At 59.1% G+C, this 26,435-nt stretch carries 23 protein-coding genes; 14 read left to right on the forward strand and 9 right to left on the reverse strand.

What is annotated here, in order from left to right:
• The 5 genes from M9Q49_RS31765 to M9Q49_RS31785 form a co-directional block, all read right to left on the reverse strand.
• The gene (locus M9Q49_RS31765) at positions 1–402 is read right to left on the reverse strand and encodes a GntR family transcriptional regulator (RefSeq protein ID WP_254513343.1); all 402 of its coding nucleotides are present in this window, start codon (positions 400–402) and stop codon (positions 1–3) included.
• Positions 403–485: 83 nt separating this feature from the next.
• The gene (locus M9Q49_RS31770; RefSeq protein WP_254513344.1) at positions 486–1,721 is read right to left on the reverse strand and encodes a hypothetical protein; all 1,236 of its coding nucleotides are present in this window, start codon (positions 1,719–1,721) and stop codon (positions 486–488) included.
• Between the two features lie 36 nt (positions 1,722–1,757).
• Positions 1,758–1,958: a hypothetical protein gene (locus tag M9Q49_RS31775; protein ID WP_254513345.1), complete on the reverse strand. Its 201-nt coding sequence runs from the start codon at positions 1,956–1,958 to the stop codon at positions 1,758–1,760.
• 93 nt (positions 1,959–2,051) lie between these two features.
• Positions 2,052–3,569: an L-piperidine-6-carboxylate dehydrogenase gene (amaB, locus tag M9Q49_RS31780; protein ID WP_254513346.1), complete on the reverse strand. Its 1,518-nt coding sequence runs from the start codon at positions 3,567–3,569 to the stop codon at positions 2,052–2,054.
• Positions 3,570–3,759: 190 nt separating this feature from the next.
• Positions 3,760–5,145, reverse strand: coding sequence for an acetyl ornithine aminotransferase family protein (locus M9Q49_RS31785; protein ID WP_254513347.1), 1,386 nt, complete (start codon positions 5,143–5,145; stop codon positions 3,760–3,762).
• Between the two features lie 348 nt (positions 5,146–5,493).
• Between M9Q49_RS31785 and dnaB the strand changes: the two genes are divergently transcribed.
• The 8 genes from dnaB (at position 5,494) to M9Q49_RS31825 (ending at position 16,730) form a co-directional block, all read left to right on the forward strand.
• Positions 5,494–6,954 carry a replicative DNA helicase gene (dnaB, locus tag M9Q49_RS31790; protein WP_254513348.1) on the forward strand — a complete coding sequence of 487 codons (1,461 nt, stop codon included), beginning with the start codon at positions 5,494–5,496 and terminating at the stop codon, positions 6,952–6,954.
• Positions 6,955–7,142: 188 nt separating this feature from the next.
• A complete protein-coding gene (locus M9Q49_RS31795) occupies positions 7,143–7,847 on the forward strand; it encodes an arginyltransferase (RefSeq protein ID WP_254513349.1) in 705 nt (234 codons plus the stop codon).
• Between the two features lie 75 nt (positions 7,848–7,922).
• Positions 7,923–8,168 carry a hypothetical protein gene (locus M9Q49_RS31800; protein ID WP_254513350.1) on the forward strand — a complete coding sequence of 82 codons (246 nt, stop codon included), beginning with the start codon at positions 7,923–7,925 and terminating at the stop codon, positions 8,166–8,168.
• A gap of 706 nt (positions 8,169–8,874) precedes the next feature.
• Complete coding sequence (locus tag M9Q49_RS31805; protein ID WP_254513351.1) at positions 8,875–10,521, forward strand: Rne/Rng family ribonuclease; 1,647 nt, start codon at positions 8,875–8,877, stop codon at positions 10,519–10,521.
• A gap of 160 nt (positions 10,522–10,681) precedes the next feature.
• Positions 10,682–12,592 (forward strand): ABC transporter substrate-binding protein, encoded by a 1,911-nt coding sequence (locus M9Q49_RS31810; RefSeq protein WP_254513352.1) that lies wholly within the window; start codon positions 10,682–10,684, stop codon positions 12,590–12,592.
• A 73-nt stretch (positions 12,593–12,665) separates the two neighbouring features.
• Complete coding sequence (locus M9Q49_RS31815) at positions 12,666–13,658, forward strand: ABC transporter permease (RefSeq protein WP_254513353.1); 993 nt, start codon at positions 12,666–12,668, stop codon at positions 13,656–13,658.
• Positions 13,659–13,674: 16 nt separating this feature from the next.
• Positions 13,675–14,808, forward strand: a complete 1,134-nt coding sequence (locus tag M9Q49_RS31820) for an ABC transporter permease (protein WP_254513354.1) — start codon at positions 13,675–13,677, stop codon at positions 14,806–14,808.
• Positions 14,809–14,813: 5 nt separating this feature from the next.
• On the forward strand, positions 14,814–16,730 hold the full coding sequence (locus tag M9Q49_RS31825) for an ABC transporter ATP-binding protein (RefSeq protein WP_254513355.1): 1,917 nt from the start codon (positions 14,814–14,816) through the stop codon (positions 16,728–16,730).
• A 226-nt stretch (positions 16,731–16,956) separates the two neighbouring features.
• On the opposite strand, the gene M9Q49_RS31830 is transcribed toward M9Q49_RS31825, so the two are convergent.
• The gene (locus M9Q49_RS31830) at positions 16,957–17,784 is read right to left on the reverse strand and encodes a hypothetical protein (protein ID WP_254513356.1); all 828 of its coding nucleotides are present in this window, start codon (positions 17,782–17,784) and stop codon (positions 16,957–16,959) included.
• Positions 17,785–17,869: 85 nt separating this feature from the next.
• On the opposite strand from M9Q49_RS31830, the gene M9Q49_RS31835 reads away from it, so the two are divergent.
• The gene (locus tag M9Q49_RS31835; protein WP_254513357.1) at positions 17,870–18,481 is read left to right on the forward strand and encodes a YfcE family phosphodiesterase; all 612 of its coding nucleotides are present in this window, start codon (positions 17,870–17,872) and stop codon (positions 18,479–18,481) included.
• Positions 18,468–20,207: a cytochrome-c peroxidase gene (locus M9Q49_RS31840; RefSeq protein WP_254513358.1), complete on the forward strand. Its 1,740-nt coding sequence runs from the start codon at positions 18,468–18,470 to the stop codon at positions 20,205–20,207. The genes M9Q49_RS31835 and M9Q49_RS31840 overlap by 14 nt, the downstream gene beginning before the upstream one ends.
• A gap of 141 nt (positions 20,208–20,348) precedes the next feature.
• Here M9Q49_RS31840 and M9Q49_RS31845 read toward each other — a convergent pair whose 3' ends face one another.
• The gene (locus tag M9Q49_RS31845) at positions 20,349–20,978 is read right to left on the reverse strand and encodes a PH domain-containing protein (protein WP_254513359.1); all 630 of its coding nucleotides are present in this window, start codon (positions 20,976–20,978) and stop codon (positions 20,349–20,351) included.
• A gap of 245 nt (positions 20,979–21,223) precedes the next feature.
• Between M9Q49_RS31845 and M9Q49_RS31850 the strand changes: the two genes are divergently transcribed.
• Positions 21,224–22,153: a hypothetical protein gene (locus tag M9Q49_RS31850; RefSeq protein WP_254513360.1), complete on the forward strand. Its 930-nt coding sequence runs from the start codon at positions 21,224–21,226 to the stop codon at positions 22,151–22,153.
• Position 22,154: 1 nt separating this feature from the next.
• Here the strand turns inward: M9Q49_RS31850 and M9Q49_RS31855 are convergent, their stop codons facing one another.
• Positions 22,155–23,840, reverse strand: a complete 1,686-nt coding sequence (locus M9Q49_RS31855; protein WP_254513361.1) for an HD-GYP domain-containing protein — start codon at positions 23,838–23,840, stop codon at positions 22,155–22,157.
• A gap of 487 nt (positions 23,841–24,327) precedes the next feature.
• Here M9Q49_RS31855 and M9Q49_RS31860 point away from each other — a divergent pair, with 487 nt between their 5' ends.
• From M9Q49_RS31860 to M9Q49_RS31870, 3 genes are all read left to right on the forward strand, one after another.
• The gene (locus M9Q49_RS31860; RefSeq protein ID WP_254513362.1) at positions 24,328–24,843 is read left to right on the forward strand and encodes a DUF2726 domain-containing protein; all 516 of its coding nucleotides are present in this window, start codon (positions 24,328–24,330) and stop codon (positions 24,841–24,843) included.
• A 348-nt stretch (positions 24,844–25,191) separates the two neighbouring features.
• Entirely contained in the window at positions 25,192–25,377 is a 186-nt protein-coding gene (locus tag M9Q49_RS31865; RefSeq protein WP_254513363.1) for a hypothetical protein, read from the forward strand.
• Between the two features lie 13 nt (positions 25,378–25,390).
• Complete coding sequence (locus M9Q49_RS31870; protein WP_254513364.1) at positions 25,391–26,230, forward strand: tetratricopeptide repeat protein; 840 nt, start codon at positions 25,391–25,393, stop codon at positions 26,228–26,230.
• On the opposite strand, the gene M9Q49_RS31875 is transcribed toward M9Q49_RS31870, so the two are convergent.
• Positions 26,227–26,427 carry a hypothetical protein gene (locus M9Q49_RS31875; protein WP_254513365.1) on the reverse strand — a complete coding sequence of 67 codons (201 nt, stop codon included), beginning with the start codon at positions 26,425–26,427 and terminating at the stop codon, positions 26,227–26,229. The two genes, M9Q49_RS31870 and M9Q49_RS31875, sit on opposite strands and share 4 nt — an antisense overlap.
• Between the last annotated feature and the right edge of the window lie 8 nt (positions 26,428–26,435).

Genomic DNA, 26,435 nt, shown 5'->3' on the forward strand with positions numbered 1-26,435 from the left:
CTATTCACTCGCGACGGATTCCGGAAATTGAAACTTCGCAATGCGCTCGGTGACGAGCGACAAAACTTCCTGCGCACTAAAGCCCAGATGGACGGCTTCGGTCAGCAATTGATCAGCGAGCGTAGCCAGCCGATCTTTCCGCGCGCGGCGCGTCAGGTCGTTGCGCGGCTGCGCGACAAACACGCCGAGGCCGGGCCGCGTATTGAGAACGCCATCACGTTCGAGCTCGGTATAAACCCGCGCGACCGTGTTGGGGTTGATAACAAGCGTGCGCGACAGCTCGCGCACGCTGGGAAGTCGCTCATCCGCGGCTAGCTTGCCGCGGGCCACTCCCTCGCGGATCTGCTGGGCCAGCTGCCGATAAATGGGCACTCGGCTGGCGACATCGATCTGAAAAATCATAACCGGCCCTCGCTTGTCCGTACTAATACTATTAGTACAGATAAGGCGAGTCAACGGCGAATTTGAGATTTGCTTGAGGCGGCCTACTTTTTCTTCGGCGTGAGTGGCGGCATGGCTGGCGGTTCGCGCCAGTCGTAGTCGCTTTGATACTTGATGTTCAAAAACGGCGTGTCGAGCCAACTACCGCCGTTCTTCTTGCTGACGAGCAGCGAATCGAGCAAGCCGCTGGTGAGATAGGTCCGCTCGGTTGACCAGGTCGGTTTGCCGGTGTGCATCATCTGCTCGGCCCCCTTCAGCAGGTTGGTGAAGTGGGCATAAGGGTGATCCTCCTGCAGCCGATACAGAAACGCATCGCCGCCGCCGTCCTGATAATTCCAGGCAGCGGCCCATTCAGCGAGGCCGTTGTCCATGGTCACGACGCTCGCCTTCAAGCCGTCGTTGTATTCGATCTGAAAAAGAGCCGGCTTCTTCGGCAACTCGCGAATCTTCTTGCCTGCCGGCAACGGCCTATCCTGAAATTTGCTCACTGCTTGCTCGAGCAGCGCGGCGCTAAACTCGCCCGCATCCATCGCCTTCCAGACTTCTTCTCCTTGCAGGCAACGAACTCGTTTCACGCCCGTCTCGCCACCCTGGCGGCGCTCGGCGAGGCACTGCAAACCTTCGAGCCCATGAAAGCCGTATGAATCGAGTCGATGATACGACGTGACGACGATCTCTTTGACGGCTTTCCCTTTTTCCAGATCGACCTGCGGAATCCGCCAAGCCTGCGGCAGCGACGAGCCGGCCATCAGCGGAATGTGGTGCTTCTTCGCCGTCTGCCACAGCCAATCGATGTCCGACCAACTCGCTTCCAGGTGCTTGTCGCTGAAAACGGGCACGACCTTTTTTGTTTTTTCGAAGGTCGCGACAATCTCGCCAAAGAGCCGCCGCTTGGGATACACCAGGCTGCCGGTGTCGTTCTCGGGATACTTCCCATGCTCGGCAATCATCAGCACGCCATCGACCGCTAGCTTATCGCCACCAAGCGTGAGCGCCTTTTCGATGGTGTCGAAAATCGGCACGTGATGTTTCTCGGCCAGCGCGCGACTTTTGTCATTCGCCGGCACTTGATCGGTGAAGATCGAAACCAGCTTAAGCTGCGGAAATTCACCCTCGCCGTTGAGGTTGTATCCCTCGAGCAACCGCCCGCCGATCACATCGGCGTGGGAGTTTGGATACCAAGCCGTGGTAATGACGGCGACGCGGGGGATTTTTTCTTGAGCGGTAGTGAATTGAATAAGGCCGATGAAGAGCAGAGCGAACAACGCGAATTGTTTCATGGTGGGCTCAGCTTCTGATTCAGTAGCAAGGCTTCTCTACGACTTTGCGCGAGTTGCTTCAAACAGTCTGATCTCTTCGAGATATTGCTTCTTCATCGCCTGATAAGAGGCCACGACTCGATGAAGATGCTCGGCGTTCAAATCGGTTCGTTGCTGAATCACCGCCAGTCGCGCGTCTAGCTGATGCAGCTTTGATTTGGTTTGTTCGTAACCAGTTTGATCAAGCAAAGTAGTCATAGGATTAACTCGACTACTGGGGAGAATTCGACGAAGAGTGGGCAACTACCAGGCTGAATGGCGCAGCATAGCCCCGTAGGACTTCGCGATCCACTACTCCACGTCAAACTTCACGCCCTGCGCCAGCGGCAGCGTCGTGCCGTAGTTGACCGTGCAGGTCTGCCGTCGCATGTAAGCCTTCCAGGCGTCACTGCCGGCTTCGCGGCCGCCGCCGGTTTCTTTTTCGCCGCCGAAGGCCCCGCCGATCTCCGCGCCGCTGGGGCCGAGATTCACATTCGCGATGCCGCAATCGCTGCCGGCCGGCGAGAGGAACTGCTCGGCTTCGCGCATTCGCTCGGTGAAGATCGCGCTCGAAAGTCCTTGCGGAACATTGTTGTGCAGTTCAATGGCCGCGTTCAGATCCTGGTACGTAAAGACGTACAGGATCGGCGCGAATGTTTCGTGTTTGACGATCTCCATCGCAGGTTTCGCCTGGACGATGGTCGGTTGCACATAGCAGCCAGGTCGATCGATGCGCGAACCGCCGCAGAGTACTTCGCCCCCTTGCTGCTTGATCGTGGCGATTGCGTCGGTGAACTGTTTGACGGCGTCTTCGCTGATCAGCGGTCCAAGCACTGTCCCTTCTTCCCACGGCAGGCCGACCTTCACGTTGCCGTAGGCTTTTTTCAAGCGCGCGATGAGTTCCTCCGCGCGCGATTCATGCACGATGAGTCGGCGGAGCGTGGTGCAGCGCTGGCCCGCTGTGCCGACGGCGGCGAAGAGGATGGCTCGTACCGCGAGATCCAGATCGGCGGACTCCGTGACGATGCAGCCGTTGTTGCCACCGAGCTCGAGCAAGCTGCGGCCGAGACGCTCGGCGACTTTCACCGCGACACTCTTCCCCATCGCGGTGCTGCCGGTGGCAGAGATCAGCGGGAAGCGAACGTCGGCTGCAATCGACTGGCCTACGTCGCGATCACCGACGATGAGATTCAGCACGCCGGCGAGGCCACGCGATTCGAGGACATCGTTGACGATGTTCTGCACGGCGATGGCAGTCAGCGGCGTGAGATGCGACGGCTTCCACAAAACCGGATCGCCGCAGACCAGCGCGAGGGCAGCATTCCAGGCCCAAACGGCTACGGGAAAGTTGAAGGCAGTAATCACGCCGACCGCGCCGAGCGGATGCCATTGCTCCATCAGGCGATGGTCGGGACGTTCGCTGGCGATCGTCAAACCATAGAGCTGTCGCGACAAGCCGACGGCGAAGTCGCACATGTCGATCATCTCTTGAACCTCGCCGAGCCCTTCACTGCGAATCTTGCCGGCTTCGAGCGTGACGAGCAGGCCGAGGTCGTCTTTCTGTTTGCGCAGTTGTTCGCCGATCAGCCGGACGATTTCGCCGCGCTGCGGCGCTGGCAACTTTCGCCAACTGGCAAAGGCCGCGTGCGAGTTGCTCGCAGCAACTTCAAAATCTGCGAGCGAACCGGTGTGCACTTTGGCAATGATCTCGCCCGTTGCCGGGTTGAGCGATTCAATCTCACCGCCGCTCGGCCGATCGAGCCAACGGCCTGCATAGACGCCGGAGTTGGTGCTGCGGAGGCGAAGACGGTTGAGGAGATCCTGCCACATGTGAAATTTCCTTCTGCTTCCGATCTCCCTCTCCCCGATACTCCGGGGAGAGGGCCGTGGTGAGGGATTGGGCTGCGAGTGGACCAAATCTTAGGCATGCTTGGAATCGGAGTTAGTACCCGCTTCGACCCCTCACCCTAACCCTCTCCCCGCGGCGGGGCGAGGGAACAGGAGGCTCGCTGCGCTCGCACTAAATTTCTCCCAGCACTTCATCGATAATCGCGACTGCTGTGTCTACTTCTTCGCGGGTCACCACGAGCGGCGGGCAGAAGCGAAGTGTACTGCTGCCGCAACCGAGCATCAGCAGGCCGCGGCGGAAACAGGCTTGGACGACGGCATCGCGCTCAGCGCTAGCTGGCTCTTTCGTCTCGCGATCTTTCACGAGTTCTGCGCCGACCATCAAGCCCAGGCCGCGAACATCGCCGATGATCGGGTGTTTTTCTTTCAGCGAATTCAACCGCGCAACGAGATGACTGCCGACGTCGCGAGCGTTGGCCATCAGCGATTCTTCGAGCAGCTCGATTGTCGTCAGCGCGGCAACGCAGCTGATCGGATTGCCGCCGAAGGTGCTCGCGTGCGAGCCGGGTCCCCAATCCATCAGATCATTTCGCGCGATGATCGCACCGAGCGGCAGGCCCGAGGCAATCCCTTTGGCGAGGCAAATGATGTCGGGCGTCACGCCCCAATGCTCGATCGCAAACATCTGGCCGGTGCGCCCCATGCCCGATTGCACTTCGTCAACGATGTACAAAATGCCGTGCTTCTCGGCGAGCTTTTTCAGCTCGCGATGAAATTCCGGCGGCGGCACGATGTAACCACCTTCGCCTTGAATCGGCTCGACGATGATGCCAGCCACTTCCGTTGGCGGCACCGTGCGACGGAAGAGATCTTCGAGTTGATTGAGCGTGTGCATACACGCGGCCGCGCCATCGCGATACGGATTGGCGTAGTCGATGTGCGTCACTTGCGGGATGAGCGGCGCGAATCCACGGCGCTGAATCATCTTGCTGCCGGTCAGCGACAGCGCACCCATCGTCCGGCCGTGGAACGCGCCGAAGAAGGCGATCATGTGTTGCCGGCCCGAGTGATAGCGGGCGAGCTTGAACGCGGCTTCGACACTTTCGGCGCCGCTATTGGTGAAGAAGACTCGCTTGTCGCTGCCGCCCGGCGCGAGTTCGGCCAATTTGCGCGCGAGGTTCCCTTGCGGGGCGTAATAGAAATCGGTCCCCGACATGTGGATCAGTTTTTTGGCCTGCTGCTCGATGGCAGCGACCACGCGCGGATGACAATGGCCTGTCGAGCAAACGGCGATCCCCGCCGTGAAGTCGAGAAAGCGGTTGCCATCGACGTCTTCGATCATCGCACCTGCGCCGCGTTCGACAGCGAGCGGGTAGACCCGCGTGTAAGAGGGCGACGTGTAGCGCTCGTCGTCGGCGATCAACTGCTTGCCGCGCGGGCCCGGCAGATCGGTGTGAATGAATGGGACTGGCCGATTTTCCCCTCCCGCTGAAGGTGCAGCGAAAAGTGGCGCAGCGGAAACTGGCACGGCCGGACTGATTTTGATCGGCGTGTTCATGGCGTCCATCTCCTCCTTTGAATACTACGTCTCGGAGGGGGAAGGGCAAGGGTCAGCCAGCAGCGTTAAGTGTCGTCGGCGACAGGTTTTCCCCAGTCTGGCGAGAGGGATGATCCGCAGAAAACGGCGAGTGCTATCGCTAGGGCTTCGATTTTTCCGCTGTGATTCGAATTGAGGGAGGGTCGCGCGTTACAATCAGCGTGGCCGCCCTTTTCCTGGTGTTCAGCGGTTCGAACGCTCGATTATCTCGGGTCCGCTTCGGCCCCTCACCCCGACCCCCTCCTGGTCGCTACGCGGAGTACGCGAGTGCCGAGGAGCGGGAGTTCTTGAAAATTGCACGGAGGACATATGTCGTCAGTACAGCGGAAAGACAAGCCGCAATTCAAAGGCTCGCAGAAAGACGACAAGCCTCCATCGCAGGGCGAGCTCTTCACCAAGCAGCCTCCCTTTGATCTGCAAGCCGAGATCGGCGTGCTGGGGAGCATCGTGCTGCTGCCTGACGTGCTCGACGACGTGATCATGATTGTGCGGCCGAGCGATTTTTATGACGAAGGGCATCAGAAGCTCTTTGAACATATGTGCGGGCTGCACGAGTCGAGCAAGAAGATCGATCCGACGCTGCTCATCGATCGCTTGAAGACGGCTGGCGATTTCGAAGCGGTTGGCGGGCAGGCCTACTTGGCCAAGATCATTAACGCGGTGCCGAATGCCGCGCACGCGACTTACTATGCGGAGATCGTCCGCGAGAAAGCGACTTATCGCGCGCTGATTACGTCGGCGACGGAAATTCTCCGCGACGCTTATGATGAATCGGCGGAAGCTGCGCAGCTGCTGGGACAAGCCGAGCAGAAAGTCTTCTCGATCCTCGACAGCCGCAGCGATAACGCGGTGAAGCCGATCAAAGACATTCTGCACGAAGCGATGGACCGCCTCGAAGCGATGATGATGGGGACGCACTCCGATGGTTCGGGCGACTATGGCTTTCGCGACATGGATAACAAGACCGGCGGCCTGCATCCGGGCGAACTGGTGATTCTCGCGGCCCGTCCTTCGATGGGCAAAACGGCGTTTGCCATGAACGTGGCCGAAAACGTCGCGCTCCATCAGAACATCCCGGTGCTGTTTGTCAGCCTCGAAATGTCGTCGATCGAACTCGCCGATCGTTTGCTGTGCTCGGTCGCGCGGGTGAACGGTTATCGGCTTCGTAACGGTACGATCTCGCAGGAAGATCGCCTGCGGCTCGTCGAGAAGGCCGCCGAAGTCGCCAAGGCGCCGTTGTATGTCGACGACTCGCCAGGCCGAACCGTTTCGGAAATCGCAGCCGCGGCGCGGCGGATCAAGCGACGTTCGGGCGGTTTGGGGTTGATCATCATCGATTACTTACAGCTGATCGAGCCCGACAATGCGAAAGATCCGCGGCAAGAACAAGTCGCCAAGATCGCGCGGCGTTTGAAAGGTATTGCCCGCGAACTAAAAGTGCCGCTGATGTGTCTGGCTCAATTGAACCGGCAAACCGAAGCGGGCAAAGACAACATTCCCAAGCTGAGCCATCTCCGCGAATCAGGTGCTATCGAACAAGATGCCGACGTGGTGATGTTTGTGCACCGCGAAGAATATTATGCTCGCGGCGAAGAGCGCGAACGGCTGTCGGGCCAGGCCCAGATCATCATCGCCAAGCAGCGTAACGGCCCGGTCGGCGACGTGAATATGGAATGGCACAAAGACTTCACGCGGTTTCAAGATCCGACACCGGAGCGCCTGCGCGAGTTTGATACATATAATGCGAACGACGATCCGCAGTTCGGTTAGGATCGTTAAATAGCTTTCGCGATCCTGCGACCACGGGGCTTGTCCCCGTGGAGCAATCACTGATGAGCTACAAGTGGTAGCGGTTCAGTGATCGCCCCACCGGCACAGGGCCGGTGGTCGCGAGAACGACGAAAAGGCCTTTGGTGGGACAAAGGCGAGTACTCGTTGCGACTACTGGGAGGGCCACTTTGCAGCCCCAAGAAGTAATCATCTACGACCAGCTCACTCCTTGTCCGTACCTGGAAGGAGAGACCGCTCGGTTGCCGCTCCGGCAACCGCTGGCCCATCTTACGCAGCGGCAAGTTGACCGGCGTTTGGATGTCGGCGATCGTCGCAGCGGCTACATGCTCTATCGGCCTCATTGTCCCAATTGCCAGGCCTGCGAACCGATTCGGCTAAATCTGGAAAGCTTCCGCCCGAATGCGACGCAGCGGCGCGTTTATCGTCGCGGGATGGAAATGCTCGAAACTCGCGTTGGCGAACCGATTGTGGACGACGAGCGGATCAAGCTCTTTAATCTGCACCGCGCGCTACGCAATCTGGAGCGCGACGACGGCCCGATCGATCAGATTGGCTACGAGGAGTTTCTCACCGATAGCTGCTGCGAAACGATCGAACTCAGCTATTGGTACGAAGACCGCCTCGCCGGCGTGGCCATCACCGATGTCGGCAAGTCGTCCCTCTCCGCCGTCTATTGCTTCTTCGATCCCACGATCGAAGGCTTGAGCATCGGCACCTTCTCGGTCCTCCGCCAAGTGGAATTCTGCCGCGCCCAGCGCCGGCAGTTCCTTTACCTCGGCTTCTTCGTGGCCGGCTCGGCGCATATGCAATACAAGGCGAAGTTCCATCCGCATGAACGGCGGCTGAATGGGGTTTGGACGACGGTGGAGTGAGAGGCGGGATGCGAGAGGCGGGATGCGAGAGGCGGGATGCGAGAGGCGAGGGAAAGAGATGAAGGGTTCAGTTTTATGCGACGCGAATCCCGCACACCGCTGATTTTGGCTGTCGTGCTGCTGATTCTGCTGGCACTTTATGTGGGGAGCTATTTGGCGTTGGTGGTGCCGCCAAGGGCGTTAATTCAGCGACGCGGATCGAGGCACATGCATCGCGAACAGGCGAAATATCACTACAAGCATCAAGAACCGCTTGCCAAATGGATTTTTTGGCCAGTGGAACGACTCGACGAGCAACTTCGGCCGGTACAGGAATGGTAGCTCCGTAAAGACTGGCTTCTTTCGCCCCTCGCCTCTCGTCCCCCGCCTCCCGCCCCCAAATTCCCCATTTTTCAAAAATCCAAGCCCCAGCGGCATTTGGAGTCGCTATGCGGGTTGTTTTCCGGCATAATACGTCCCCATAGTTTCGGCGGGGTGCGCGAATTCGGTCCTTACGATCGTGCAGCAGTTTAATCCGCCAAACTCTCGGTACCTTCTCGTTTCCCACTCACGATGTTGCCAACCTGGCCCATTTCGCTCCTTGTCCGACACACTGTGTCGGCCTGCGCGCGACCCGCTTTGCGGAGCCAGGTGGTATCGCGGCGCCTCATGCATTCGCGCAGCGGCCTGGACTCTTCGGCTGGGGAACCCGTGGTTGCCGAGGCCCGCACGCGGGCAGCCGTACACGTTGCGTTCATGTTTGTTCACAGCCCTGACGGTGATCGTGGCGAGCCCCGCGGCTTGCACGAGAACCAGTTGCAGCGCCGCCCCTTGTTCCACTGCTTGTGTCATCACAGCAATGATGTGGAACGCTTCGCATTCGATTTTCTGCCGGGATTACCCGGTAGCGACTCGACAATCGCCCGCGAAGCCACCCTCCGGCCGCACGCTGCATTTCCTTTCTCCGCGAGCCGGCAGCGATCGACGCTGCGGCCGCCACAGCCAGCACGCCAGGGCAGGCCCCCAAATCAAGAGAGAAGCTGTCAGTATGAAGAGCGAAATGTTGGTCAATGTCTCGCAGCCCGAGGAGTGCCGCATTGCCATCGTTGAAGATGGCCAATTGGAAGAGCTGTATATCGAGCGGGCGAGTGCTGACAATTACGTCGGCAATATCTACCGCGGCCGGATCGTGAATCTCGAGCCGAGCATTCAAGCGGCGTTCGTCGACTTTGGCGTCGGTCGCAACGGCTTTTTGCACATCAGCGATGTCGAAGCCCAATATTTCCGTCAGGGCGGTTTCGATCCTGCCGAAGCCATGATGGGTGGTCGCAATGCCGACATCGACACCGGCGAAGACGACAACGGCGGTGAAGAAGGAGAAGAGGGCGAAGAACGTCCTCGCCAACAACGGCAGCAACGCCATCGTCGTCCGCCCCGCGGTGGCCGGCCGCGCGTGAAGCCGCCGATCCAAGAAATCTTCCGCCGCGGCGACGAAGTGCTCGTGCAAGTCATCAAGGAAGGGATCGGCACGAAGGGTCCAACCCTGTCGACCTACATCAGCATCCCCGGTCGTTACCTGGTGCTGATGCCGGCGCTCGGCCGCGTGGGTGTTTCGCGCAAGATTGAAGACGATCAACTCCGCCGCCAACTGCGCGATACCCTGCTGGAACTCAACCCGCCGAAGGGGCTCGGTTTCATCGTCCGCACGGCCGGTCAAGATCGGGCGAAGAAGGAACTGTCGCGCGACATGGCCTACTTGCTGCGGCTGTGGAAGGTGATCGCTCGCCGGCTGAAGAAGACGAACGGGCCGGGGGTGATCTACGAAGAAAGCGACATGATCATCCGCACGATCCGCGACATCTTCACTGCGGATATCGATTCGATCTACATCGACCAACCCGATGCTTATGAGCGAGCCAAGGAATTTTTGCAGCTCGTCATGCCGCGGCACGTCAATCGGCTGCAACTGTACGATGGCCGCGAGCCGTTGTTCCATAAGTACAAGCTCGATGAAGAAATCGCCGGCATTCACAAGCGGAAAGTTCCGCTCCGTGGCGGCGGTTCGATCGTCATCGATCAAACCGAAGCCCTCGTGGCCATCGACGTGAACAGCGGTAACTTCCGCACCGGCGATGATGCCGAAACGAGCGCGTTCAAGTTGAACGTCTCGGCTGCAAAAGAAATCGCTCGTCAGCTCCGGCTGCGCGATCTCGGCGGCGTGGTGGTGAACGACTTCATCGACATGCGGCGCGAAAAGCATCGCCGCGGTGTGGAGCGGGCCCTTCGCGATGCGATGCGCCGCGACCGCGCTCGCACGAAGATTCTCCGCACCAGCCCCTTCGGCTTGATCGAAATGACGCGCCAGCGCATTCGCCCGAGCTTGAAGACCAGCGTCTACAGCGATTGCCCCTGCTGCACCGGCCGCGGCGTGGTGAAGACACCCGAGAGCATGGCCATCGAAGTGGTTCGCCTGCTGATGCTCTCCAGCCAACAGCCCAAGATCGCCCGCGTGACCGTAAAGGTCAGCGAAGCCGTCGGCGCGTACTTGAACAATAAGAAGCGCCGCGAAATCATGCGGCTCGAAGACGACGCCAACATGACGGTGCAAATCCTCACCTCGTCAAGCTTCTTCCCCGAGCACCTTGAGGTGGAACTCCGCGACGTCGAAGGCCGCGAGATGACACCGCCGGTGTAATGCACTGGTGCGTGTCACGCAGGGCGCAAGTAGCGATCTAGCTTGAGCTTCGACTCCCTGGCGGTTGCTGCCATTGCCGCCAGGGGCTAGATTGACCTGCAATTCGCCCGTGGAACGGGCGGCAATGGGAAGTTCCCGAGCAACTATGAGAGAAGCGACTATGTCCCACCCCCGTTGGCTGGTTTTTTCGTTGGTGATCGCAAGTCTGGCAGTTGCGGTCGGTTGCGATTTTGGGGGCGACGAAGAAACAACCGCGGAATTCAAGCTGGGCGACCTCGTCAAGCCTTTTGATCCGCCGCCGCTGGCTGAACTCGACGCGAAAGCCGATTGGCAAGACCGGCCGGTGCTCGATGGCTTGGTGCTGTTGCGTGAGAAGCAAGCTGCGGAACAGCCGCTGGCCACCGTCGCCGAGGCGCTCGCCTTGAAGAATGTGGGAACGGCCGAAAACGACAGGATCTTGAGCGCACTCGGTCGCTTGCCGACTGACGACAAACAAGTAAATTTCGACGCCGAAATCGTCCGGCACTCCAATTTCGAAGTGAAGTCGACGAACCCGCTCCTTTCCAGCTCGGTAACCGAGAGCGATATCAGTGGGCTCACCGGTTTCGGCTTGTTCGGTTTCGATTGGAACTTCAAGCCGTTCGCCAGCAAGGACTCGGTCGTTTCGTGGCAGACGAGCAAGGATGGGCTGTTCGAAAAGGTGATTTTGCGGAACGACCTGGTTTGGTCCGATGGCAAGCCGATCACGGCTCACGACGTCGAGTTCAGCTACAAGTTGATCATGACCGAAAAGGTCCCGGTGCCAGCCGTTCGATCGGGCACCGACAAGCTGAAGTATGTCAAAGCCTACGACGATCACACGGTCATCTTTTTCCATCCGGAATCGGCGGCCACCAACGTTTGGAACATCAACTTCCCGGTCGTGCCGAAGCATGTCTACGACAAGCCGAAAGAGCTGGCAGCTGATCCTACGCTGCAAAACAGCGACTACTGGGTCTCGACCGAAAAGTCACCGGTCGCCGGCGGTGCTTATTTGTTTTCGAAGCGCACGCTCGGCCAAGGCGCCGTGCTCGAACGTCGCGACGATTACTTCATGCACAAAGGCAAGCAAGTTCGCGACAAGCCTTACTTTAAGACGATCCGCTTTAAGTTCGTGAAGGATCCTTCGGCTTCGCTGTTGCAGCTAAAGGGCGGCGATCTGGATGAAATGATTCTCACGCCGCTGCAATGGCTGAAAGAATCGGACGACGACGAGTTCTATCGCAAGAACACCAAGGCCCGCGGGATCGAATGGACGAGCTTCCATTTCATCTGGAACATGAAGGTGCCGCTGTTTGCCGACAAACGCGTGCGCTGGGCGATGAGCTATGCGATGGATCACAAGCAGATGCTTGAGAAGAATCGTTACGGTCTCGACGAGCCCTGCAACGGCATGTTCCACCCCACTTCGCGCTGGGCGCCGAAGAATCCCCCGCAATTCATTCAGCAAGACCTGGCCAAAGCGAAGGAACTGCTCAAGGAAGCTGGCTGGGAAGATTCCAACGGCGATGGAATTCTCGATAAGGAAATCAACGGCAAACGCGAGAACTTCGACTTTGGTATCATCGTGGCCGATCGTCCCGATCGCATCGAGCTCTGCACCATTCTCAAGCAAAGCCTGGAAAAGATCGGCATTCGCTGCACGGTGAAGCCCACCGAGTTTTCGGTGCTGCAAGACAAGTTGCTGAAGAAGGAATTTCAAGCCGCGTTTGGCGGCTGGGGCACGGGCGCCGATCCCGATACCAGCGTCAACATTTGGGGAAGCACCGGCGAACGAAACTATGGCAGCTACGTGAACCCCGAAATCGATCAGCTGTTTGAAGCCGGCCGCAAAGAATTCGACGACGAGAAGCGCGCCGAAATCTACGGCAAGATTCACATGCTCGCCTGGGAAGATCAGCCTTACACCTGGCTGTATTACCAGAATGCGTATTACGGCTTTAGCAAGGAACTGCGCGGTTACATGTTCAGCCCGCGCGGCCCTTATCACTACAGTCCCGGTTTCGGCAGCATTTATCGCGCGGCGGAATGAGAGAGCAGTTGCTCACCTGATCCTTGGCCGGGATTGCCCGGTTGTTTTTTCCGCCGCCGCTCGCTGAAGCCTCATGACAAACTACCTCATTCGCCGCTTAGGATTTGCCGCGATCACGGTGCTGTTCATCACGTTCTTCGTCTACTTCCTCATCCGGATCATGCCGGGCGATCCGACGCAGAACGAAGCGGCGGCGATGAACCCCGACAAGCCGATCAGCAAGGAAGACTACGCTCGCATGCGGCGATCGTTCGGGCTCGATAAGCCCTGGTACATCGCTTATTTCCGCTGGGGAGGCAATCTGGTTCGCGGCAATCTGGGCTCGTCGTTTTTTTACAAGCGACCGGTCCGCGGCGTGATTGCCGAACACATCGGTCCCACGCTGCTCCTTTCCATCCCCTCGATTCTCATCGCCTACGTCGTCTCGATTCCCATCGGTTTGTATTCGACGGCTTACAGCGGCACGCTGCAGGAACGCGCGATCAGTGTGTTTCTCTACTTCTTATATTCGCTGCCGTCGTACGTGACTGCGCTCATGCTGCTCGTCTATTTTTACTTAAAGCTGCAAGGGACCATCTTTTCGCTCCCCTCGTCGCAAATGACCAGCGACAACTTCGAAAATCTGCCGATGTTCTCGCGCTTGTGGGACATCTGGACGCATTTGATCCTGCCCCTCACTTGCATGACGTACGGCAGCCTGGCCTACGACAGTCGCTTCACCAAAGCGAACATGGAAGAAGTCATGCGACAGGACTACATTCGCACCGCGCGGGCCAAGGGCGTGCATCCGTTCTGGATCATCGTCAATCACGGCTTTCGCAATACGCTCATTCCCTTCGTAACGCTGCTGGGCCTGTCGCTCCCTGGATTGCTGAGCGGAGCGGTCATCCTGGAAACAATTTTCAATTGGCCAGGCATGGGCAACCTGTTTTACAGCGCGATCGGCCACCGCGATTATCCACTCATCATGGGTCTGGTGTTGATGTTCACCATCCTGACGCTGGCCGGGCAACTGCTGGCCGACATCGCCTATGCCTTTGTCGATCCGCGGATCACTTACAAATAACCGGCCCACAGCGTTCATGAGCAGCGACCTGAAAACAACGCCTCCTTCCCCGCTCGGTGGACAGCCGACACAAACGCCGCACGTCGCCAAAGCGCCGCGCTCGCGCGGTTTTGCTGCCGATGCCTGGCGACGCTTCAGCCGGCGGCCGTTGGCGATGATGGCATTGTTCTTTATCGGTTTCCTGGCCGTCGTCGCTATCTTCTCGCCCGCCATTGCTGGCCGGCGACCGGTTGTTTGCAAGTACAAAGGCCGGCTCTATTTTCCCTGCCTCTATTACTTCAATGCCTCGCTCGAAAACCCGATCTTCTTCACCGATGGCTTTGAGCAAAAGTTCTACTACAATCTGAAAAACAAAGATCCCAACAGCTGGGCGATCTGGCCGATCGCTTATCAGGATCCAGCCGATCCCATTGTCGATGGCGAGTTTCCGGGCATTCCGGCAAATCCAAGTTGGTCTCCCCCCACGCGACAAAATTGGATGGGCACTACGGGCCGTGGCGTCGATGTCTTCGCTCAGATGGTGCATGGGACACAGATCGCGCTGCTTGTCGGTTTCGTTTCGACGGGCCTGGCCGCGGTGATCGGCATCGTGCTGGGGGGCATTGCCGGCTATCTCGGCGGCGTGGCCGATATGATCATCAGCCGCTCGACCGAAATCGTGATGTGCATTCCCACGCTCATTCTCATTCTCGCGCTGATGGCCATCGTCGAGAAACCATCGATCTGGTATACGATGCTGGTGATCGGCGTGACGAGTTGGCCGTCGATCTCGCGGTTGACGCGGGCCGAATTCTTGAAGCTGCGAATGGCTGAATACGTAACCGCGGCCCGGGCGATTGGCGCGAGTACACCACGGATCATCTTCTTTCATGTTTTGCCCAACGCGATGGCCCCCATCCTGGTGCCAATTTCGTTCGGCATTGCCGCCTCGATCCTGCTCGAAGCGGGCCTCAGCGTGCTCGGCATCGGCGCCCCGCCCGAAACGCCCAGCTGGGGAACCATTCTGAATATCGGCCGCGAGAGCAAATCGGCGTGGTGGATGATCGCCTTCCCCGGCGCCGCAATATTTCTCACCGTGCTCGCCTACAACCTGATCGGCGAAGGACTGCAGGAAGCGACCGACCCGCGATTGCGAGAATCGAAAAAGTAAGACGTATGACCACTGCTGCCCCACCTCCGAAACCTGCCGCGCCGTTGCTCGAAGTGCGCAATCTGGCGACGTATTTTCATACTGAGACGGGTCTGGTGCGCGCGGTTGATAATGTCAATTTGAGCCTGGACGAAGGAAAAACGCTGGGTATTGTCGGTGAGTCGGGATCGGGCAAGAGCGTCACTTCGTATTCGATCATGCGGTTGTTGGCCGGGGCGGGAAAGATTCAGCCGGGGAGCAAGATTTCGTTTCTCGGTCGTGACCTGGTGGGTTTGCCGGAGCGCGAGATGCGGCAGCTGCGCGGCAAAGATCTCAGCATGATCTTTCAAGAGCCGATGACGTCGCTCAATCCGGTCTTCACAGTTGGCGCGCAGGTGATGGAAGCGATTCGCCTGCACAACGATGTGACAAAGGCCGAGGCTCGCCAGCGGACGATCGAACTGTTTCGCGAAGTCGGTATGCCCGATCCGGAGAAGCGGGTTGACTCTTATCCGCATCAAATGTCGGGCGGCCAGAAGCAGCGCGTGATGATCGCGATGGCCCTGTCGTGCAATCCGAAGTTGCTGATCGCCGATGAGCCGACGACGGCGCTCGATGTGACCATTCAGGCGCAGATTCTCGACATTCTTCGCCGGCTGCGCGACGAGCGGGGCATGAGCGTGCTGTTCATCACGCATGATCTCGGTGTGATCGCCGAAATTGCCGATGACGTCGCGGTCATGTTGCAAGGCAAAGTCGTCGAGTACGGCAAGGTGCTCGATATTTTTTCGAACCCGCAGCATCCCTACACCAAAGGTCTGCTCGCCTGCAAACCGCGGCTTAATACGCCCTACAAAATTCTGCCGACGGTCGCCGATTTTATGGAGACGAGTGGCGAGGGTGATACGTTCAAAGTGACCGCCAAAACGATCACTCCCGAGCGATTGCAGCAACTCACCACGCAAGGCCGCGGCCGGCTGCTCCATCCACGCTCGGAACTGCAAGCCATCGGTCATCCGTGGGAAGAGAGTCAGCACGCGCCCGATACGAAGGCAGTACTCGAAGGAGAGCAGCCGCTGCTGAGCGTGAAGGATCTCAAGGTGCACTTCCCGGTGCGGAAGGGCGTGCTGCTTCGCGTTGTCGATCATGTGCGGGCCGTCGATGGGATCAGCTTCAATATTTATCGCGGGCAAACGCTGGGGCTCGTTGGTGAATCAGGCTGCGGCAAAACAACCGCGGGGCGGGCGATTCTGCGGCTGATCGAACCCGATGCCGGCCAGGTGACGTATGCGGGCGTCGATCTCAAGAAACTGAGCAGCGGCGAGATGCGGCAGATGCGCCGCAAGATGCAGATCATTTTTCAGGACCCCTACGGCAGCATGAATCCGCGCCTCACCATCGAAGCCGCCATCACCGAGCCGATGGTCATTCAAAAGATCGGCAGCGGTTCGAAGGACCGGCGCGACCGGGCTGTGGCGCTGCTCGAGGAAGTCGGTCTCAAACCCGAGCACCTCGGCCGTTATCCGCACGAGTTCTCCGGCGGTCAGCGGCAACGCATCTGCATCGCCCGCTGCCTGGCCGTCGAGCCGGAGTTTATCGTCTGCGACGAATCGGTCTCGGCGCTTGATGTTTCCGTGCAGGCGCAAGTGTTGAACTTGCTCAAGCGGTTGCAAGAGAAACGCGGCTTGACCTACATCTTCATCAGCCACGACCTGAGCGTCGTGAAATTCATGGCCGACATGATGGCCGTGATGCAGCCCGTCGAAATCGACGGCAAGATCGGCGGCCGGATCGTGGAGTTCGGCCCTTCGGAAAATATCTATGCGAATCCGAAGGAAAAGTACACTCGCAAGTTGATCGACGCGACGCCCAACGATGCGCTCGATAATATCCGAGCGCGACAAGCAGCCCGCGAAGCGGCGCTGGTGAAACGATCGAAGTGACCCATTGTCGACTTTCGCTCCGCGAAAGTTAAATGGAGGTCACGCTGCAACATCCCCGCCGAAAGAGCTTCGCGACTTTCGGCATGGTGGCGAATGTTGATCGCCGAATTCGGCGACTCACCGCTGCGACGTTCGTTCGCCGAAACCGAAACTTCGCGGGGCTCGTTCCTTGGCACGCGATAGGTTCAGCTCCACTCATCGTTCGCGGAGCGAACGACGACAATGACTATTGCAGCCGTCGACTCTGCGTGCCACGCAGTTGCAATGCATCGGCGATGGGCAAGCCGGCGTCGAGGCGGATGAGTTGCTCGATCATCCCTTGCGTGTCGCTCGCCGTGCGCGACATTCGTTCGAGCCATAGCGAACGACTCAAGCCGAAGCCGTCGAAGACCTGATCGCCGAAGCAGCCGAGCACGGCGGAGGCCACGTCGCGATTTTGTTCGACGTGATAAGTCGGTTGAGCGAGAGTTTGGAAAGAAACGCGGGCGGAAGCGGAGGCGAGGTTCCAGGCAAATTCGTTCGTCGTGCGCGAGGTGGCGAAGTCCTGCGCGAAGTCGAGTGCTCGGTCTGGGTCGAACGCTAGCGCGGCTGGATCGGTGTAGTGGGCGAGACGCCCGAGCAGCAGATCGGTCCAGCGTTCGACGCGGCGGCGAAAGCGGTTGCAATCGACGGCCGTCGCCAGGTCGGCGCCGCTGCCGCCGACCATCCATTGCAGGGCGTGATTGCGAGCTTCGAGATGCCCGACAAAAATGCTGTGGGCGATCGGCTCGAGTTCGATATTGCCGTTCAGTCGATCGTGACCACTGCACATCGAGAGGAAGACGCGGGTCAGCAGTTCGCTGGCCAGCACTTCGTGAATGACGGTCGACATCTCTTCGGCTGTGTGCGTGCCGCGGGCCTGGCGGAACAATCGATACCAACGATCCTGCCGGCATTTCGAAGCGGACCAGTATTGCTCGATAGCGCCGTGCGGCAGAGCAGCCCGGCATTCAATAAATACCGGCGCCTGTGTCGCAGTCACCAAGCCGAGCTCGAGCAAGTCGCACAATTTCATAAGGAGACGAATCAAAGCAACTGAGATGCCGCCGCGACTTTTGCCCACGGAAAACGCGAAAATGCCCTGAAAACACGGAGTTTACGTGCGTTTCGCTTTAGGCAGCCAATGTTGCCTTTCTGCCACGTGCGGCGGCGGTTTGTTGCTGCGAATCCGCAGACTGCTACACTCGAAGTGGGAACATTGGACGCAGCAGGCTCAGGAACAGAAGATGCGGATCGGCGTTGTCAGCGATACTCACGGCCATGTGCTCAATGCGCTGGCGGCGGCCCGGATGCTGGAATCTCTCGACGTCGAAGCCGTGCTCCACTGCGGCGACATCGGCTCGCCAGAGGTGCCGCCGATTTTTTCAAAGTGGCCGGCGCATTACGTCCTCGGCAACGTCGATCATTACGATGACGAACTCTTGGCCGTCGCGGTCGGCAACACTGGCGCGTCGTTTCACGGCCGTTTTGCCGATCTGAAATTAGGCGGCCGGCGGATCGCGCTATTGCACAGCGATGACGGACAAAAGTTTCATCAGGTGACAACCAGCGACGAGTACGATCTCGTTTGCTACGGTCATACGCATGTGGCGGAACAGCATCGCGAAGGGAAGACGCTGGTGCTGAATCCCGGCGCGCTCTATCGAGCGAAGGTCCATCAGATTGCGATTGTCGATCTGGCCAAGATGGAAGCGACGCATGTCTCGATTTAGACCAATGTTGATTGGCGTGCTGATTCTCGCGGCTGCGTTGTCGTTTGCGAATGCGGCGGAGAAGGAGTTGCCGCCGATGAAACTCGGCGTCGTTCGTCGCGAACCCGTCGCTGCCATTTTCTGGAACGACAAGCTCGCCGTCATCGCTTGCGCTAAAAGTGGCACGCTGATTTTTTGGAACATCGAACGCGGCGAGATCGAGCAGGAGTTTCAAGTCGGTAGGGGACTTCGTGGTGTGGCACGCTTTGATGACGAGCAGTTGTTGGCCATTGATGACAAGTCGCACGAACTGATTCTTTTGAAGTATGTGGATCGCAAGCTAACCGAACTCGCTCGCGCGGCAGTGCCGGCGTATCCAGTCAGTGTGATTGCCTGGGAAGACTTTAACGTCGGGCCGACGGCTGCGGTTGCCTCGCTTTGGTCTCGGCAGGTCAGTTACTGGTCTCGCGCTGGGCGTCGCGAATTAAGTCAGCGCGGCATCGTCGAGCTTTCCTTTGAACCCCGCCAGCTGATCCCATATCTGACTGACGATAGTCCGATTGCCCTGGCGGCATTCGGTGGTCGATCCGCCGTGGTCCAATCACCACTGAAGCGCGCAGCGGCGCTTGGAAATGCGGAGTTTTCCTCGATCGCGTTTCGCCGCAGGCTCTATGGGACACGTCAGAACCTCGATCAGAAGCTTCCTTTGACTTTTGACTATGTCAGCCAAGGGAGCATTATGCAAAATGAACTGTTGGTTGGTCTTCGGCAAATTCCTCTCGCACGAGAAGATTCTTGCGGCATCACCCACAACGATCAAAACGCCGATCCAGCCGGTATTGCGTTCGTCAACGATGGCATTCTGGTGTGTCTCGCCGGTGCTGATCAGGTTTGGTATCGTAGTTCGCTCGACGACGAACATCCGCAGCGCATCCCCGTCGGCAAACGACCGCGGACGATTATCAGCAATGACAAGCTCGCGTTTGTGCTTGGTGAACTCGATGACACGATTTCGCTGATTGAATTTAAAGATCCAGAGCGGCCCACGGTCACGACGAAGTTACTCGACCCAGCGCTCGAGAACCGCGAGCTTTCTCCCGCCGAGCGCGGCGAGCGGTTGTTCTTCTCGGCCAAGATGTCAGCCGGCGGCATGATGACGTGCAATACGTGTCATCCCGATGGTCACACCAATGGCTTGCTCGCCGATACGCTCGGCGATAACACGCACGGCACGCCGAAGCGGGTGCTCACGCTGCGGGGCACGCGGCTGACGGATTTGTGGTCGTGGAATGGCGAGATGAAGACGCTGCAGGACAACGTGCACAAGTCGCTGCGTGAGACGATGCACGCGCCGGAGATCAAGCCTGCCGATGTCGACGACATCGTGTCGTTCTTGCACACCCTGCCGCCGGTGCCGCCGCTCAAACCGGTTGCCCTGGATGCTGCCGATCGGGCCAGCGTGGCGCGGGGCGAAAAAGTTTTTGCTCGCGAAGGCTGCGTGAATTGCCACGTGCCGCCGCTGACGTTTACGTCGCACGGCGTGTTCGACGTCGGTCTGGCCGATGAAAAAAAGTTGAAGAAATTCAACCCGCCGAGCCTCCGCGGTGTGGGGCGGCTAAAGAAGCTATTTCACGATAATCGGGCCGATTCGCTCCGCGATGTGTTCGTGAACTTCGGCCATCAGTTGAATGGGCCGCTGTCGGAAGCAGACCTGACGGATCTGATTCGGTACTTGGAGAGCTTGTAGTTGCTGGTAAGACGGACCATTGGTCCGTCTGGGGCAGCTCTTGTAGCAAACCGGGCGTAGTACCCGCTTCTTGGTCGGACCAATGGTCCGGCCTACGGAAAGACGCGTCCTTTCACGGAGTGAAAGGCGACTGTGGCGACTTTACACCGTTTCGATGTACATGCCGCGGCGGCGGCGTTCGTCGCGGCGGACGTTGTCGATCATCGTGGCGATGCGTTTGGCGTCGTCGATGCCGCGGATGATGAGCATCGGGTCGGAAGTGTCGGACGAAAGAATCTTGATCGTGCCGACGCCCAGCAAGCGTTCGATGAACGTCTGATGAGTCGAGACATCGTCGACGTCGATCACTTCGATGCGGTTGGTGGTTTGGCTCAGCAAGCCGATCTTGTGAATCAGTCGCTGGCTAGTCAGTTCGTAGCTCATGCCGTAACGCAGGTACAGGTAATACAAACCCAAGCCGCCCCAGAGCGCGATCGATAGCAGACCGACGAGCAACCACACCGCGCCGGCGGTCGGCGCCGTGGCAAAGACGCCTACGATCACGCCGCCGATGGTGACGACGGCTGCCAGCAGCCAATAACCGATCATCGCCTTGGGCGAAAATCCGCCGGACCACAGTTTTGTTTCTGGTTCATCGGGCGTGGCCCGCGCTTGACGCATTTTTTCAGCAGGCCCTGGAACCGCGCCCGGCGAGTCCTGCAGCCGTTGGCCACACTTATTGCAAAAGAGGGCATCGGCTGGCATGGCGGCCTGGCAAGCGGGGCAATTCATCAGTCCGGGTCCCTGGGGAAATGGAGTCGGGCAGGTGGATATGCGTGTATTCGCTGCCGCGGCGCGATTATAGCGGTTCGCGGTTTTGGTCTACACTGGTGGAGTGGATAGCCTCAGCCAACTTCCGCAACTGATCTTTCTGAAGCACCACAACGTCCGGCCAGTCAAATTCAGCGACCGGTTCAACGAATAACAGCCGATTGGGGAACGCATTTTCTGAACGCACGGAATTTTGGGAGCTACGGGTGAAGATTCCGGCCTCGTTTGGTCAACGTGACGCGTCGACGACGCCGGCTGGAGCGCCACACCAGTTGCATCCTGGCTGGTTGTTGATGGCTGGTTCGGTGCCGGCGATCGTGGCTTACCTCGTGTTCGCGACACTGATTTGCGTCGTGATGCTGATCAGCTTCGATGGCTGGCTGATGGCGGCAGGTAGCTTGGGGGTTCTGTTCTGCAGCTATCTGACGTGGACTCATTATCGCGCGGTGTTTCGTGCCGAGCATCAGCCCGCGGTGCATCTGCTGGGTTGGCTTTGTTCGTTTTGTCTGCTGATCGCACTGAGCGTCATGGTGACCTTGGGCCTGCTGCTCAAGCCCACCTTAGCCCAGCCGTTCGTCACGCACGTCATCACGGCCAGCGTCATCGTCTTTGTGTATTTGCTGTTCCTCTGCTTATTGCTCCGGCAGTGGGTAAGCATGTTGGCCCAAGCTCGCTCGGACCAGGCGTTCTTGCAAACGAAGAAGCGCTATTCATTGCGCGAACTGCTGCTGGGCATAACGCTCGCCGGCTGCGTGCTCGGTGGGACTTCTTACTTGCTGCGAAAATGGGAGCCACTGTTGGTGGAGCATGTTACTCCGGCAGCGTGCCCCTTTTCGTTGCCCAAAGCCGCTTCGGATGTGACGTTTTGCGTTACGAGCACTGGGCGGGTGGCGTACGAGTTTTCGATCGACAAAGAAGGGGCAGCCGAATGGGCTGATGCGATGGAGTACCGGCCCCACGCGATTGCCGGAAGTTTCGAAGTGAGTCGCTTCGGCAGTCTGCATCGCCGACTCTTGCGCGACCGGCAAGTGACGATCGCCCGCGGCTGGTATGCGACACATAGCCTGCACGGCGAGAGTTTTCTCATCGCGTACGACGAAGAGAAACAGCGGGCGTATTACTTTCAAATGAAATAGACTACGACCACTGCAGCACGTCGAGCGACAGATTGGCTCGTTCGTTTTGCGCGATGGTCATGATGTCGTCGCGGGCGCTGAAGTACGCGCCGATGACTTGCGGGTCCCATTGCTTGCCGGCGCCTTCTTTGAAGATTTGATCGACGCGTTCGAAGGGCAAGCCTTTGCGGTAGGGCCGGTCGCTGCTCATGGCATCGAAGGCGTCGGCGACGGCGACGATGCGGGCGATCTGCGGCGTTTGGTCGCCGTTGAGTTTGAAGGGGTAGCCGCCGCCGTCCCATTGTTCGTGGTGATGAAGCACGGCGGGGAGGACATCGGCGAGCTGCTTGATGTCGGCGAGAATTCGATAGCCCAGCTCGGGATGTTCTTTGATGTGCTCGAACTCGGCGTCGGTCAGCTTGCCCGGCTTGCGAAGCACGGCGTCGTCGATGCCGATCTTGCCGATGTCGTGGAGCAGGCCCGACATGTAGAGCGTGTGGAGCGTTTCGGTCGAGCAGCCCATTTCCTTGGCGAGACGCACTGAAATGCGGGCCACGCGATCGCTGTGACCGCAGGTGTAAGGGTCTTTCGCATCGATGGCCGAGGTGAGGGCGCGCACCACGCTGGCGAGGAACTCGGCTTGCTCGCGATAGAGGTCGCGATTGCCGCTGTGAATGCCAAGCATCGCGCCGACGCTGTTCAGCAGGCTGGCTTCGACCGTGCCGAACTCTTCACCGGCGTTGTGATTGCAGACAGTCAGCCAGCCGAATAGTCGCGTGCCATCGCTCATCGGCGCGATGATCAGCTCACGAATTTCCGGAAACGGCCAATCGGCCCGGCCGGTGATGTTGGTGTTCAAAACGAGCGGCGCGCAGCCGGCTTCGAGGCGCAGATATTCGACCAGCTGCCGGAAGCGTTTGTCGTCGAGCGGGCAATTGCCCGCCGTGATAAAGGTCGACTGCGTGCGAGCCTTGTACGTGATGTTGCCTTCTTTGGCGACGGGCAGCAGTTGGATCGCGGCGCCGCGGGTCGGCAGGCAATCGAGAATCCAATTGGTGATCAGCGTGGCGAGTTCTTCTTCATCGCGCGAGATCCGCAAGTTCTGCGTCACACCGTGCAGCAGGCAAATTTCTTCGTAAGTGCTGGCCAGGCTGTTCGAAAGTTTTTCGACTTCGCGCGACAGGCGGCTCGATTGCCATTCGGCAGTGAGTTGCGCTTGCACGGCAGATGCCAAGCGCAGCAGCGATTCGGGAGTCCACAGCGATTGCCGGCTGAGCCATTGGCGGGCGCGGCGTTCGTCGACGGTGAGCAGATCGCAGAGGCTGCCGAGTGGTTCATCGGGGCTGAGCGAAGCGATGGCAAAGGCCGCCGTAGCGACGACGTTCGTGCCGCAGGGCAATTGAAATGGAATGCCCAACAGCAGCACGACGTCTTCGTCGGCGAGAAACTGCGGTTCGAGGCCGACCACGCCGCGGACGAGCGCGCCGCGCTGCGGATCGTTACTGCCGGGTTGTTGCAACGAGACGTGCAGCAGTTCGCCGGTGTCGCCATCCCATAGGCTGAAGGTCGCGCCAAAGGCCTTGCGCGCGGCGACTGCCACGGTCTGCAATTGCGCCGATAGTTCCGCTTGAGCTGGACCCATCGCGGCGAGACCGGCTTGGCCGGTGACCGCGGGAGTTTTCGCTGGCGTTTCCAAAATGCTCGACATGCCGTACCGCCCCGTTGCGGACGCTCGCTGGGAAAATGTCACTGCCTACTCGCAGCAACCCACTGCGTGTTCGCAGCGACCCTCAGCGCAGAGTGTCCAAACAGAACTTAGACCGCAGGTTTGCCGCAGGCGGCAAAGTCGTGGCGCCGGATGTCGCTTTTTTGCAACCTTAACGAAAGCCGTAGCGAGCGTAACGGTTGTGCGTCGCGACGAGCGAACTGGTTCGCGCGAAACAGTCATAAGCGCTCGCAGCCAGCGCGCGAGGCACGATCCTCACGACCGGCACGCGTGGCAGGGCGGGGTTGTTTTTGTCGCCCTGCATTTGCCAACGACAGATTGCCGCTCAAGCAGTCCGGCAGCGACTCCGATAAAGAAAGCACTCGGTGCACACAAGCACAACAAAACACGCCGCCGGTCTCTCGCGAAGCCGGCGGCACTACGGAGCCGTGCGGTTTGCTGCCCCAGCCGCACGGCTCTTTTTTTGCCTATGCAAGAGCTGCTGATCCATAACTGGCCGCTGCTTCTCTTCGCCGTCACTGGCGTGGTGCTGGTGATCTTGGCGCTCGCATCGCTCCGCGATGGCCCGCTGCCGTATGAACGCCGCGGCGTGTTGCTCTCGCCAGCCGAAGTCTCTTTTCTGCGCACGCTGCACGCTGCCGTGCGCGAGGATTGGTTGGTCTTCTCGATGGTCCGGCTGGCCGACATCATCAAGGTGCGGCAGAAGACGCGCAAGACCAGCTTCTGGCACGGCCGCATCCAGAATAAGCATCTCGACTTTGTGCTCTGCGATGCGGAAACGTTGGAAGTGAAACTGGCCATCGAACTCGAGGACGAAACGCCCAGCCGTCCCGACAGCAACCAGCGCGACAAGTTTCTGAACACGGCGCTCCACGCCGCCGGCCTGCCGCTGATGCGTGTCAAACCCGAAGCCAAGTACGAAACGGCGGCGGTACGCAAAGATATCGAAGACGCGCTGGGGATTCAGCGGAAGAAGAAGCGGTAACGGCGTTGCTAGCAGTTGTTTGTCTTCGCGCGTGATGTTCCTTCTGCAGCCATGGGCGAATTGGTCGCACCCCGTCGGCCATTCCTTCGCTTGCGCGTCAGGCTTGTGGGTTGTAGAGCGAGCGCTCCCTCTCTACCCATGCATCGTGAAAATCTCGGCAATAAATGCCTTGAGATCGGCAATTCTTGCCAGTTGGCCTGGGCGCGATGGGTGATTTCTGCGATATCGCTGCAGGGACTTCTATTCGACAGGGCTTCTATTCCACTCGGCGAGGCAGGCCTGACAATGCGGCGATGGATCGACGGCAACCGATGGCGGACGTGGTGTTGGAGCTGTTTGGTTCTGACCATGCTCGGCTACAGCGGTTGTGCGTGGTTCAACCAGAAGATGGAGCAGTTGAAGGGACCTGGCTTTCCTGGCTGGGAAGAAAGCGGCAGCGGCATGCGGGCGAAGAACTCCGACGCCAAGCCGAGCGGCATGTTTTTTGACAAGCGGGCAGATCAGATCGAGAAGAATCTCGGCGGAAATTTTTAGCGTGAGTCGCGCGATGGTTGCTTCCAAACTATCACACTGGTTGGCCTTGGCCCTGTGCACGTCGTTGCCGTGCGTGTTGGGCTGCGGACTCGCGGCGCGCGGGCAGAATGTCTCCGGCGTGCAGGCCTATCAGCAGGGAAATTACGCCCTGGCGATGCATCGCTTTCAATCCGCTCAGCAATCCGATCCGCGCAACGCCGACGGCTATTACAACCAAGCCGCGCTGCTGCACAAAAATGGTTTGCAAACGCGCAACTCCGTCGAGCTCTCGCAGGCCGAATCGCTCTACAACACCGCGCTGCTCTACGAACCGAATCACGTCGATGCTCACCGCGGCCTGGCCGTGCTGCTCACTGAAACGGGCCGGATCGATTCGGCCAATACACTGCTGCGAAACTGGGCAGCCACTAGTCCGAACAACGCCGATGCTCGCGTGGAACTCGCGCGGCTGAGCGAAGAAATCGGCGATCAGCGCAATGCCGAGACCTACCTGCTCGATGCCCTGCGGATCGACGGCGGCAACTGGCGGGCCCATGCAGCCCTCGGCCGGCAACGCGAACTGCAGGGCCGCTATGCCGAAGCGATTCAAAACTATCAGCGAGCGGCGACCATCAACCCGACGCAGCCGCAGCTCGCTGTGAAGATCCAAGAGCTGTCGACGCGCATGGCAACCAATGCCCTGCCAAGCACGCCCTCGCCAACGAACGTGGGAACCGTGGGAACTCTGCCGAACACCGGCAGCACGGGTTTTAATTGGAGCAATCCACCTGCTCCGAACACGATTCTCGCCAACCCTGCTGCCGCTATCGGAGCGCGGACGCCGGTGGTGCCGAATCCGAATGTTCGGTATTAAACGAGACGATCCTTCTCGGGTGACTTCGCCGAGCTGACTTTGGCCATTAATTTGCGCAAGTCGCCTTCATATTGATGCAGACGCCCAGCAATCGCATCGCGGTAGCCCTCTAAGATTGCCTCGCGAATTTCACTCGCGCTTTGCCGCTCCAGATCGTTTGAGTTGGGACTCGGAATTGATGGTTGCGGTTGGTTCATTGTGATTG

It is taken from the genome of Anatilimnocola floriformis (assembly GCF_024256385.1).
Lineage (GTDB): Bacteria > Planctomycetota > Planctomycetia > Pirellulales > Pirellulaceae > Anatilimnocola > Anatilimnocola floriformis.